Below are 12,717 nucleotides of genomic sequence, written 5' to 3'. Positions count from 1 at the left end.
TTGCCGAGCTCTCTCTCCTCCGTCATGGCCGGGCTTGACCGGCCATCCACGCACTGCTGCGCACTCCGAAAGACGTGGATGCCCGGGTCAAGCCCGGGCATGACGACTGAGAATGAGGCGCAATCATCGCAACAAACGTCGGCAGTAGCCCGCGCTCGCTCAATGAAAATCCCGCGAGGGCGGCAGGATACGGACGTTGCGGGGGTGACGGATTTTTTGCGCGGGCATGTCCGTAAGCGCGCGAGGGTCTTCGTTCAGCGGCTCGACCACGGTGGCGCCTGCGGGCAGCGGATGCTTGCGGCCGAGCGCATCGTTGGCCAATCCGACCAGATCGTGCGAGCGATCGATCATGCGCTGGGCGATGAGATGCGTCACCTTCTCCGGGCTGCTCTGGATGTAGCCTTCGACCAGGATGAGGCGCGCGCCCATCACTTCTTTCCGGTACTGCTCCATGATCTTGGGCCACACCACGACATTGGCGATGCCGGTTTCGTCCTCCAGCGTCATGAACACGACGCCGCTGGCGCTGCCCGGCCGCTGCCGCACCAGCACTACGCCGGCGCAGCGGACGCGGCGCCGCTCATTCTCATGGCTGATCTCCTTGCAGGCGACGATACGCTCGCGCGTAAACATCTGGCGCAGGAATTCCATCGGATGGCCCTTCAGCGACAGGCGGATGGTCTGGTAGTCCGCGACCACCTGCTCGGCGCGCGGCATCGCCGGCAGCGGTTTTGCGCCTTCGTCCGGCTGCTCGCGCGCGGTCGCCGCCTCGAACAGCGGTAGCGGCACGTCGTCGGGCAGCCGCCGCACCTGCCACAGCGCTTCGCGGCGGTCGAGCCCGAGCGAGCGGAACGCATCGGCATCCGCCAAGAGGATCAGCGCGCGCTTGGGCAGACCGGTGTCGCGGGCGAAATCCTCCAGCGAGGTGAAGGGACGGCGGTTGCGCGCGGCAATGATGCGGTCGGCCCAGTCCTGGGCTTTCTCGACACCGTCATTCCGGGGCGACGCGTCAGCGTCGAGCCCGGAATCCATTCCTCCGCCAGGCGTATGCGGCGCGATGGATTCCGGGTTCGCGCTACGCGCGCCCCGGAATGACGACTGAGAGCGCTTCAGGCGCTCCTCATCCTCGTCCAGCCAGTGGAATCCATCGATCTGGCGAAAGCCGAGGCGCACGGCGCAATACTGACCGCTCCCCTCCTCCAGCGTGTTCTGTGCAAAGCTGTAGGACACGTCGATGTCGCGCACCTCGACGCCGTTCTTGCGGGCGTCGCTGACGATCTGCGCCGGCGCATAAAAGCCCATCGGTTGCGAATTCAACAGACCGCAGCAGAAGGCGTCGGGATGGTAGTGTTTCAGCCACGACGAAATGTAGACCAGCTGTGCAAAGCTCGCGGCATGGCTCTCCGGAAAGCCGTAGGATCCAAATCCCTTGATCTGGTCAAAGCAGCTTTTGGCGAAGTTGGGATCGTAGCCGCGCGCCACCATGTTGCCGATCAGCTTCTCCTCATATTGGCCGATGGTGCCGACATTGCGGAAGGTCGCCATCGAGCGGCGCAGGCCGTTGGCTTCCTCGGAGGTGAAATGCGCGGCCTCGATCGCAATGCGCATCGCCTGCTCCTGGAACAGCGGGACACCGAGCGTCTTGTGCAGCACCTTGTAGAGTTCGTCCTTGTCGCCATGCTCCGGCGACGGAGACGGATAGCTCACCTTTTCCAGCCCGTTCCGCCGCCGCAAATAAGGATGCACCATGTCGCCCTGGATCGGCCCGGGGCGCACGATCGCGACCTCGATGACGAGATCGTAGAAGGTGCGCGGCTTCAGCCGCGGCAGCATGTTCATCTGGGCGCGGCTCTCGACCTGGAACACGCCGAGCGATTCCCCGCGGCACAGCATGTCGTAAACCCTGGGGTCGTCCTGCGGGACGCTCGCCAGCATAAAACGCTCGCCCTTGTGCTGGTCGATCAGATCGAAACATTTCCTGATGCAGGTCAGCATGCCCAGCGCCAGCACGTCGACCTTCATCATGCTCAGTGCATCGACGTCATCTTTGTCCCATTCGATGAAGGTGCGGTCGTCCATCGCGGCATTGCCGATCGGCACATAGGTGTCGAGCCGGTCCTGGGTCAGCACATAGCCGCCGACATGCTGGGACAAATGGCGCGGGAATTCGATCAACTCGGTCGCAAGCTCGACCGCGAGGTTGATCATGGGATTGTTCGGATCGAGCCCGGCCTGCCGGACCTGCATGTCGTTGAGGCCCTTGCCCCAGCTGCCCCAAACGGTGTCGGCGAGCGCGGCAGTGACGTCCTCGGTCAGGCCGAGCGCCTTGCCGACGTCGCGGATGGCGCTGCGCGGGCGGTAGTGGATGACGGTGGCGATGATCGCGGCGCGGTGGCGGCCGTAGCGGCGATAGACATATTGCATCACCTCCTCACGGCGCGAATGCTCGAAATCGACGTCGATATCGGGCGGCTCCAGCCGCTCCTTGGAGATGAAGCGCTCGAACAAGAGGTCCACCTTGGTCGGATCGACCGAGGTGATGCCGAGCACGTAGCACACGGCCGAATTCGCCGCCGAGCCGCGCCCTTGGCACAAAATGTTCTGGCTGCGCGCGTAGTGGACGATGTCATGCACGGTGAGGAAGTAATGCGCGTATTTCAGCTCGGCGATCAGCGCGAGCTCCTTGTTCAAGGTGGCGCGCAGCTTGTCGCCGATCTTGCCGCCGAAATATTTGTCGACGCCCGCCCAGGTCAGATCCTCCAGATGCCCTTGCGCGGTCTTGCCCGGCGGTACCGGCTCGTCGGGATATTGATACTTGAGCTGATCGAGCGAGAACTCGATTGCGTCCGCAAAGCGCATGGTCTGCGCAATCGCCTCGGGAAAATCGCGGAACAGCCGCGCCATTTCGCGCGGCGTCTTCAGGAAGCGCTCGGCATTGGCCTCTAACTTCCGCCCAATCGCCTCGATCGTGGTCTTTTCCCGAATGCAGGTCAGCACGTCCTGGAGCGGACGGCGGCCGGGATCGTGATACAGCACCTCGTTGGTCGCGAGCAGCGGCACCTTGGCCTTTGCGGCGAGATCATCGAGCCGCAAGAGGCGACGCTTGTCGTCGCCGCGATAGAGCAGGCTCGCCGCCAGCCACACGCCCTCGGCACGGCTCGCCTTCAGCTTTGCGAGGACATCCAGCGCCCGCGCCAGCTCGAAACGATGCGGCAGCGTCAACACCAGGAGCTGGCCTTCCGAGAATTCCAGGAGATCGTCAAGCCTGAGATGACACTCGCCCTTTTCGATCCGCGTGATGTCATCGCCACGCTTGCCCCTTGTCAGGAGCTGGCACAGCCGGCCATAGGCCGCGCGATCGCGTGGATAGACCAGGATGTCGGGCGTGCCGTCGATGAAGACGATGCGAGCGCCGATCAACAGTTTCGGCTTGTGCAGCACCTCGTCATTGTCGAGCTCCTGATAGGCGCGCACCACGCCGGCAAGCGTGTTGTGGTCGGCAATGCCGATCGCGGGAATCCCGAGCTTGCTCGCCTGATGCACATAGGCGCGCGGATCCGAGCCGCCGCGCAGGAAGGAGAAATTGGTGGTGATGCCGATCTCGGCATAGCTAAGCGTATTCATGCGAAGAGACCGTGCACATACCAGCCGGGAGACGCAGGCTTGCCGTCACCGTCGAACACCTCGCCTTCATAGAGACCGTCGCGAAAGATCCAGAAGCGCAGGCCCTCGGCATCCTCGATGCGGAAATAATCCCGCGTCAGCTGCTTGCCGTCCTGCCGCCACCATTCCATCGCGATGCGCTCGGGCCCCTCTACCCGCACCACCGCATGCAGCGCGCGCCGCCAGGTGAATTGATGCGGCGGACCGTCTGGCACGGTCGCGAACGGCACCTTGATCGGCTCCGGCTTGTCGAACAGCCGCAAGGGACGCAGCGGCGGCTCGCTCGCGACGCGCGCCGGCCATTCGGCCTGCATGGCAGCAGCAAGATGATGCTGCGCCGATGCGGCCAGCACCGCGCTTTCGGGGATGTGGGTATCCTGCGGCAGGTGCACGACGACACGCCTGCCGCCGATCCGCGCGGCGATGCGGTCGATCAGCGCCGCGAGTTCGTCATTGTCGTGGACATGGGCATCGAGATCGCGCTGCTCCTGCACCACGATCTCGGTGCGGCTCGCCGACAACCGCACCATGTCGAAGCCGAAACCGGGATCGAGGGGATCGGCGAGGGCATCGAGCCGCTCGCGGAACAAGCGGTCGACCACGGCGCTTCGCGTCACCGGACGCCCGGTCTCGACCGTAATCGTACGCACCACACCATCGGTGCGGAAGAACGCCGCTTCAAGCCGCCGCGCGCCTTTGCCCTGCTTCTCCATGGACGCGATCAACGTGTCGGCGAGCCGCGACAGCGTCATCGCGATCATAGTGTCGGTTGCGATCGGCTCGGCAAAGCGCTTCTCGACGATGTAATCGGGCAGCGGTTTGCGCGGGCTGATCGGCGCATCACCCTGCCCCAGCGCATGGGCGAGCAGCGTGGAGAAGCGCGCGCCGAACCGCGCCGTGATCTCGGAGGCGCTGCGCGAGGCGACGTCGCCGATGGTCTTCAGCCCGGCACGGCGCAGGCCGGTGGTGATGGCTTCACCCGCACCGAGCGCGGAGACTGGAAACGACCTGATCGCCTCCGCCTCGCCGCCATCGGCCACAATGGTGCCGGATACCTGCCGCGTCAGCGTGCGGGCGCAGACCGAGGTGCCCGCGATCGCCGCGCTGACGGCAAAGCCTTGCCGGTCGAGCGCCCGGACCAATGTCCGCAACAGCGCGGCCTCGCCGCCGAACAAATGCGCACAGCCGGTGATGTCCAGGAACAGCCCGTGCGGCGGATCGAGCGCCACCAACGGCGTGAAGCGGTCACACCAATCGGCGATATCGCTGAGCGTCTTCGCATCGGCCACGGTATCGGCGTCGAACACACGCAAGTCCGGGCACATCGCCCTCGCATTGGCCAGCGGTTGGCCGATATACAGGCCGAGGCGCTCGGCGGCCTCGTCCAGCGCATGGATCACCAGCGCATTGTTGTCCTTGATGACGACAATGCTCGGCTCATGGTTGGTTTTACCCAGCCCGGCGCTGCTGAAGAACCGCTGGATCCTGTCGATGGGCAGGCGCGGCAGCCACAGGCTGAGGATACGTCGACGGTTCACTGAACTGGCACTCATCACAATTCCATTCCATGATCCACCGGCCGCAGGGGCCATGACGATTGCGCAAGAGTTCGGCATCGAACACCGGCGCGCCCCAGGCACTCCATACCGAGCCCGGCGGCGAAGGCGCCGCACGCAGCATCCATCGTGTCTCCGCGGTCGAGGGCAGCGGCTGCGCGGCCATCCGCAGCAAGAGGCCGGTCACGCCCGAGCCTTGCGCGGCCAGCGTCAGCTTGCGGCTTGCCACCAGATCGAACTGCCTGGTCTCGCCCCAGAGCTCGAGCACGACGGCGCCGAGCGCATCGCAGGCGAGCGCGTCGGCCGAGGTGCGCAGCGCGCTCTCGACATCGGCGGCGCGCACCATCACCACACAGCGCGGATCGAGGCCGAGCTCGGATAGCCCGCTCATCGACAGCGCGCCGGTTTCGAGCTCCGAAAAATCCTGCCGCACCCACAATAGCGGCCGGCGTGCGCTCACGCGTCCCGCAAGGCCCATGACAAACCCCGTCGCGGCCGCGCCCTGTCGCCCCTCGCAAAACACCTCGTGGATCGCCGCGCGCGCGAGCCCGCCCTTCAGCGCGGCGTCGGCCGCGCCATGGCCGAGTACGATGCGATCGCGCGGATGCACGACTTCCGCCGTCTCGATGCGCTCGATCTGGCCGCGCAGGATCGCAAGCGCGCTCATACGTGCGCCGCTCATGCTCGCCGCTCCTCAGAGGTGATTGCCGATGGCTCTCAAAAAGAGAACCAGCGGCTGGCTCATTTGTTCATGATATGTTCTAATATAAAGCTAACGGCGCCGGCAGAGTCAATCGAATTGGCGCATCCAAAGATTCATGAGCGGAATCAAAGAGATTCAAACATGGACGTACAACGCAAGCTGGAGATTCTGGCGGATGCCGCCAAATACGACGCATCCTGCGCCTCCAGCGGTACCGAGAAGCGGGATTCCAGCGACGGCAAGGGCATGGGCTCGACCGCGCCGGGCATGGGCATCTGCCATTCCTACGCGCCGGACGGACGCTGCATCTCCCTGCTCAAGGTGCTGCTGACCAACGCCTGCAATTACGATTGCCTTTATTGCGTCAACCGCGCCTCCTCGAATGTCCCACGCGCCCGCTTCACCATCGACGAATTGGTCAGGCTCACGCTCGACTTCTACCGGCGCAATTACATCGAGGGCCTGTTTCTCTCCTCCGGCATCATCCGCAGCCCTGATTACACGATGGAGCAAGTGGTGAGCGTCGCGCGAAAACTGCGCGAGGAGCATCATTTCCGCGGCTACATCCATCTGAAGACCATTCCCGAGGCCGACGACGCGCTGATCGCCGAGGCCGGCAAATATGCCGACCGCCTTTCGATCAACATCGAGATGCCTGAGGAGACGAGCCTGCAGCAATTCGCGCCGGAGAAGGACGTGCGCGCGATCCGCCGCACCATGGGCCGGCTGCGGCTGAAGCTGGACGAGGCCGAGGAGAGCCGCAGCGCCAAGACGAAGGCCAAACCGCAGCGCTTCGCGCCCGCCGGACAAAGCACGCAGATGATCGTCGGCGCAGATAGCGCCTCCGATCACACCATTCTCCACACCAGCGCCAATCTCTACGGCGCCTACCGGCTGCGGCGCGTCTATTACTCCGCCTTCAGCCCGATCCCCGATGCCAGCCGCGCGCTACCCCTGCGCGCGCCGCCGCTGCTGCGCGAGCACCGGCTCTACCAGGCCGACTGGCTGATGCGGTTCTACGGCTTCGATGTCGGCGAGATCGTCGACGACAGCGCGATGCTGCCGCTCGACATCGATCCCAAGCTGGCCTGGGCGCTGCGCCACCGCGACCGCTTCCCGCTCGACGTCAACCGCGCCAGCCGCGAGGAGCTGCTGCGCGTTCCGGGCTTCGGCACCAGGACGGTCGAACGCATCCTCGCGACGCGGCGCACCACCACGATCCGCCTCGCCGATCTCGCGCGGCTGCATGTGCCCCGCAACAAGGCGCTGCCGTTCATCGTCCTCAGCGATCACCGTCCCTCACCGCATCGTCTCGATGCCGCCGGGTTGATCGAACGGTTCAAGCCGAAAGCAACGCAACTGGGATTTGGCTTCTGATGCAGTACATCATGCTCGACACCGAAACCGATTTCGACGGCTGGCGCAAAGCCGCGCGCAGCCTCGTGCTCCATCACGTGCCGCCCGGCGCGGTCACCTGGACCGTGCAGGGCCACGAAGCCGAGCTGTTCGCACCGTCCTCGCCGTCTCCAATCCTCGAGGTGAACGACGGCACGTTCACCGTCTCGGCAAAATTCGTCGAGCTTGCCAAGGCGGCGATCCTGCATCGCGACGGCGAGCGCTTTGCGATCCTATATCGCCTGCTGTTCCGGCTGAAGGACAATCACGATCTCATTGAGGTCGCGACCGACCCCGATGTCGCGCTTGTCACGGCCATGGCGAAAGCGGTCTATCGCGACGAGCACAAGATGCATGCCTTCGTGCGCTTCCGCGAGATCGGCCGGGAACGCCAGGCGCACTACGTCGCCTGGTTCGAGCCGGAGCATCACGTCGTCGAGCTCGCCGCGCCGTTCTTCGCCAAGCGCTTTGCCGACATGCCCTGGTCGATCCTGACGCCGGACCTCTGCGCGCATTGGGACGGCCATGCGCTCTCGTTCACGCCGGGCGTCAGCAAGAGCGAGGCGCCGGGCGAAGACCGGCTGGAGGAAACCTGGCGGCGCTACTATGCCAGCATCTTCAATCCGGCCCGGCTCAAGGTGAAGGCGATGCAGGCCGAGATGCCGAAGAAATATTGGAGGAACCTGCCCGAGGCTTCGATCATTAAGCCCTTGATCGAGGACGCCGAGCGCATGACCGGCGCCATGATCGCCAATGCCGCAACCGATCCGCACAAGCCTCAGAAGCGGCCGGAGGCTCCGATGAAACGCAAGTCAGCTGCCGACGATCTCGAAACGCTCCGCGAGGAGGCCGCGCATTGCCGCGCCTGCCATCTCTACAAGGACGCGACACAGACCGTGTTCGGCGAAGGGCCGAAGAATGCCAACATCATGCTGGTCGGCGAGCAGCCCGGCGACAAGGAAGACCTCGCCGGCCATCCCTTCGTCGGCCCGGCCGGGCAAATGCTCGATCGCGCACTGGAGGAGGCCGGCGTCGACCGCAAGAAGGTCTATGTCACCAACGCGGTGAAGCACTTCAAATTCGTGCCGCGCGGAAAGATCCGCCTGCACCAGAAGCCGAACACACCTGAGATCCGGGCGTGCCGGCAATGGTATGAGCGGGAAGTTTCGACAATCCAGCCCGATCTCATCGTGGCAATGGGCGCCACTGCCGCGCAGAGCGTGTTCGGCAAGATCACCCCCATCGGCAAGAACCGCGGCCGGCTGATCGAGCTTCCCGAAGGCCGCAAGGCGCTGGTGACCGTGCACCCGTCCTATTTGCTGCGACTGCCTGATCCCGAAGCCAAGGTTCTGGAATATCGGCGCTTCGTCGAAGATCTGAAGATCGCCGCCGGCCTGCAGAAGAAGGCCGCACGGGCTGCGTGAATACAGTGGGAAATGGCTTCACGCCGTTGTCGACGATCCGATTTCTCAAATAGACAAGGACCCGTGGAATGCACGGGCCCTTCATCTGTGCTTCGGACCCGGTCCTACGACGCCGCGAGCTGCTCCTCGACCAGCTTCACCCAATAGGACGTGCCGTAGACGATCGCCTCGTCGTTGAAATTGTAGGCGGGATGATGCAGGCCGGCGCTGTCGCCGTTGCCGCAGAAGATGAAGGCGCCGGGCCGCGCTTCCAGCATGTAGGCGAAATCCTCGCCGCCCATCAGCGGCGCCATCTCGTGGACATGGGCCTCGCCCGCGACCTGCGTGGCGATGCGCCGTGCCACTTCGGTCTCCGCCGCATGATTGTTCACGACCGGATAATTGCGCTTGTAGTGCAGGTCGATCTTGGCGCCGGTGATCTGCGCCATGCCCGCCACGACTTCATGCACGCGCTTCTCGACCAGCTTGCGCACCTCCGGCGACAGCGTGCGGATGGTGCCTCTCAGGGTCGCAGTCTGCGGAATGACGTTGCGGGCGTTGCCGGCGTGGAATTCGCAAATCGATACGACCGCCGATTCCAGGGGATCGACGCTACGCGAGACGATCGACTGCAGGGCCGTGATCACCTGCGCGCCGACCAGCACGGAATCGACGCATTTGTGCGGACGCGCGGCGTGGCCGCCGACACCCTCGATCATGATGTCGACTTCGTCGGTCGCCGCCATGATCGGGCCCGGCCTGATCGCGAACGAGCCGACCGGGATGCCCGGGCCGTTGTGCATGCCGTAGACCTGCTCGATGCCGAACCGCTCCATCAGGCCGTCCTTGACCATGGCCGCGCCGCCGGCGCCACCCTCCTCGGCGGGCTGGAAGATCACCACGGCATCGCCGGCGAAATTGCGCGTCTCGGCGAGATAGCGGGCCGCCCCGAGCAGCATCGCGGTGTGGCCGTCATGGCCGCAGGCGTGCATCTTGCCGGGAATCTTGGAGGCGTAAGGCAGATTAGTCTGCTCCTCGACCGGCAGCGCGTCCATGTCGGCACGCATGCCGATCACCTTGAGCCCCTCGCCGGTGGGCTTGTTGCCCTTGATCACGCCGACGACGCCGGTCTGGCCGAGACCGGTCACGACTTCGTCGCAGCCGAACTCCCGCAACCGGTCCGCAACGAATGCTGCGGTGCGGTGGACATCATACAGCAGCTCGGGGTGCTGATGGATGTCCCGCCGCCAGGCCTGGATATCGGGTTGAAGGTCGGCGACGCGGTTCACGATGGGCATGGAAGGTCTCGAGCTGTTGGAAATGCAGGTCTGTCTACCATGCAAGCGTCGGTCCACCCAACCCGCCGGCAATCGGGGTCTAGCCCTGTTCACCCGGCATGGCCGGGCTTGTCCAGGTCGGCTGCGTCTGCCTATTAACGGAAAGCAAAGAGACCATCCGGGTGGAAGCAGAATGCCGAGGCGGCTTGAAGGTGAGTTTGACTACATTGTCGTCGGAGCCGGCACCGCGGGCTGCATCGTCGCCAACCGGCTGTCGGCTGTCCCAGGCAACCGCGTTCTCATCCTTGAAGCCGGCGGCGACGACAACTGGATCTGGTTCCATATCCCGGTCGGCTATCTCTTCGCCATCGGCAATCCGCGTTCGGACTGGATGTTCAAGACCGAGGCCGAGCCCGGCCTGAACGGCCGCTCGCTGGCCTATCCGCGCGGCAAGGTGATCGGCGGCTGCTCGGCAATCAACGCCATGATCTCGATGCGCGGACAGGCTGCCGACTACGATCATTGGCGCCAGCTTGGCCTGACCGGCTGGGGCTATGACGACGTGCTGCCGTTGTTCAAGCGCCTCGAGGACCACTTCCTCGGCGCCAGCGAGCATCACGGCGCCGGCGGTGGCTGGCGCATCGAGGCACCGCGGCTGTCATGGGCCATTCTCGACGCGGTCGGTGACGCCGCCGAGGAGATGGGCATCAAGCGCATCCCGGATTTCAACACCGGCGACAACGAAGGCACCAGCTATTTCCACGTCAACCAGAAGCGCGGCCGGCGCTGGTCCTCGGCGCGCGGCTTCCTCAAGCCGGCCTTGAGGCGCCCCAATCTGCGGCTCGAGAAGCACGTGCTGGTCGACCGCCTCATCATCGAGCAGGGCCGCGCCGTCGGCGTGCGCTTCATCCAGAACGGCGAGATCATCGAGGCGCGCGCAAAGCGCGAGGTGGTGCTCTCGGCAGGCTCGATCGGCTCGGTGCAGGTGCTGCATCGCTCCGGCATTGGACCGGCCGACTGGCTGTCGCCGCTCGGCATCGACATCGTCATGGACAAGCCCGGCGTCGGGCGCAATCTGCAGGATCACCTGCAGCAGCGCGCGATCTACAAGGTCGAGGGCGTGCGCACGCTGAACGAGACCTATTACAATCTGTTGCGCCGCGGCCTGATGGGGCTCGACTACGCTGTCCGCCGCCGCGGCCCGCTCACCATGGCGCCGTCGCAGCTCGGCATCTTCACGCGCTCCGATGCGACGCGCGCCCGCGCCAACATCCAATTCCACGTGCAGCCGCTCTCGCTCGACAAGTTCGGCGATCCCCTGCACCGTTTCCCTGCGATCACGGTGAGCGCGTGCAATCTGCAACCGACCTCGCGCGGCACTGTGCGGTTGCGCGCGACAACGCCTGACGAGAAGCCGATCATCGCGCCAAATTACCTGTCGACCGACGACGACCGCCAGGTCGCCGCCGACGCCATTCGCACCACGCGGCGCCTGATGCAGCAGAAAGCGCTGGCCAAATATCGCCCCAGCGAATATCTGCCCGGCCCCTCCGTCGGCGACGACGATGCCTCCCTCGCAAAAGCCGCCGGCGACATCGGCACCACCATCTTCCATCCCGTCGGCACCGCGAAGATGGGCACGGCGAACGATCCAATGGCGGTGGTGGACGAGCGGTTGCGATTCTACGGCCTCGACGGCCTGCGCATCGTCGATGCCTCGATCATGCCGACGATCACCTCGGGCAACACCAACACGCCGACCGCGATGATCGCTGAGAAGGGCGCCACGATGATTCTGGAGGATGCGAAGTAGCATCCCATCGCTCATGATCGATCCGCACCGTTTCTCAATCGGTCCCGCCGACGCAGAGATCGCCATGCTGCAATGGGGCGACAGCGGCAAGCCGCCTGCCCTGCTCGTACACGGCACCGGCTTCGTCGCCGACGTCTGGCACGAGGTCGCGCGCGAGCTCGCATCGACCTACACCGTCTATGCCCTCGACCGACGCGGTCATGGCGCAAGCCACAAACCCGGCGCCTATCACTTCCTTGATTACGCCGACGACATCTGCCGGGTGGTCGATACGCTCGATCTCCGCGACATCTACGGGATCGGCCACAGCGCGGGTGCGACCGATCTCCTTCTCGCGGCGAAACTCCTGCCCGGTCGCTTCGCACGCCTGTTCGTGATGGAGCCGACCGTCATGGACCCGCGCGCGGCGCGCTCCGGAGGATTGAGCGAAGAATCGCTCGCCCGCGTGCAGGGCACGCTACGCCGACGCGCCGAGTTCGACAGTCCCGACGCAGTGTTCGAACGTTACCGCGCAGCACCGGCGTTTGCGGATTGGACCGAAACCTCACTACGGACGTATGTGCGCCACGGCTTCGCGCCCCTGGATGACGGCCGCGTCCGGCTCTGCTGCACGCCCAAAATCGAAGCCGCGATCTTGCTTCCCATCTACGAGGCGATGGAGCAGGTCTACATTGGGGATGCCCGCGGCAATCCGTTCGCGATGCTCAGCGAGATCGACTGCCCGGTGCGCGTCACGACAGCGGCGAAGTCGGGTCCAATCTACAAGGAGATGGCGCGACGCGCTGTGTCGCTGATCCCGGGTGTGACCACACGGGTTTTCGAGAATGCCGGCCACTGCGTCGCGCAGGAAGTGCCGGAGCACGTGGTGGAAGCCGTGCGCGAGTTTGCCAAATAAGGTTCGGCCGCG

Annotated in this window: 8 protein-coding genes; 4 read left to right on the top strand and 4 right to left on the bottom strand. The window is 64.9% G+C overall.

Translation table 11 applies throughout. The features are described 5' to 3' along the window. Nucleotides 1-159: 159 nt before the first annotated feature. The 3 genes from I6F33_RS31735 to I6F33_RS31725 are packed head-to-tail and all read right to left on the bottom strand — an operon-like array spanning nucleotide 160 to nucleotide 5,901. Complete coding sequence (locus I6F33_RS31735) at nucleotides 160-3,624, bottom strand: error-prone DNA polymerase (RefSeq protein ID WP_225145164.1); 3,465 nt, start codon at nucleotides 3,622-3,624, stop codon at nucleotides 160-162. Further along, a complete protein-coding gene (locus I6F33_RS31730; RefSeq protein ID WP_225145163.1) occupies nucleotides 3,621-5,216 on the bottom strand; it encodes a DNA polymerase Y family protein in 1,596 nt (531 codons plus the stop codon). Before I6F33_RS31730 ends, I6F33_RS31735 begins: the two co-directional genes overlap by 4 nt. Next, the gene (locus I6F33_RS31725) at nucleotides 5,113-5,901 is read right to left on the bottom strand and encodes an ImuA family protein (RefSeq protein WP_074447494.1); all 789 of its coding nucleotides are present in this window, start codon (nucleotides 5,899-5,901) and stop codon (nucleotides 5,113-5,115) included. The genes I6F33_RS31730 and I6F33_RS31725 overlap by 104 nt, the downstream gene beginning before the upstream one ends. Before the next feature lie 162 nt (nucleotides 5,902-6,063). Here I6F33_RS31725 and I6F33_RS31720 point away from each other — a divergent pair, with 162 nt between their 5' ends. Next, nucleotides 6,064-7,299, top strand: coding sequence for a putative DNA modification/repair radical SAM protein (locus I6F33_RS31720; protein ID WP_036023108.1), 1,236 nt, complete (start codon nucleotides 6,064-6,066; stop codon nucleotides 7,297-7,299). Next, nucleotides 7,299-8,741: a UdgX family uracil-DNA binding protein gene (locus tag I6F33_RS31715; RefSeq protein ID WP_036023106.1), complete on the top strand. Its 1,443-nt coding sequence runs from the start codon at nucleotides 7,299-7,301 to the stop codon at nucleotides 8,739-8,741. The genes I6F33_RS31720 and I6F33_RS31715 overlap by 1 nt, the downstream gene beginning before the upstream one ends. Nucleotides 8,742-8,845: 104 nt before the next feature. On the opposite strand, the gene I6F33_RS31710 is transcribed toward I6F33_RS31715, so the two are convergent. Continuing rightward, nucleotides 8,846-10,018 (bottom strand): M20 aminoacylase family protein, encoded by a 1,173-nt coding sequence (locus tag I6F33_RS31710; protein WP_036023104.1) that lies wholly within the window; start codon nucleotides 10,016-10,018, stop codon nucleotides 8,846-8,848. Nucleotides 10,019-10,190: 172 nt separating this feature from the next. On the opposite strand from I6F33_RS31710, the gene I6F33_RS31705 reads away from it, so the two are divergent. Together I6F33_RS31705 and I6F33_RS31700 are read left to right on the top strand one after the other, a co-directional pair. Then, a complete protein-coding gene (locus I6F33_RS31705) occupies nucleotides 10,191-11,810 on the top strand; it encodes a GMC family oxidoreductase (RefSeq protein WP_036006074.1) in 1,620 nt (539 codons plus the stop codon). Between the two features lie 13 nt (nucleotides 11,811-11,823). Further along, nucleotides 11,824-12,705 carry an alpha/beta fold hydrolase gene (locus I6F33_RS31700; RefSeq protein WP_036023102.1) on the top strand — a complete coding sequence of 294 codons (882 nt, stop codon included), beginning with the start codon at nucleotides 11,824-11,826 and terminating at the stop codon, nucleotides 12,703-12,705. Nucleotides 12,706-12,717 lie beyond the last annotated feature (12 nt).

The organism is Bradyrhizobium sp. BRP20, from assembly GCF_020194215.1.
Lineage (GTDB): Bacteria > Pseudomonadota > Alphaproteobacteria > Rhizobiales > Xanthobacteraceae > Bradyrhizobium > Bradyrhizobium yuanmingense.
Note: the sequence above shows the minus strand (reverse complement) of the source record. Positions and strands in the feature narration are given on the sequence as shown.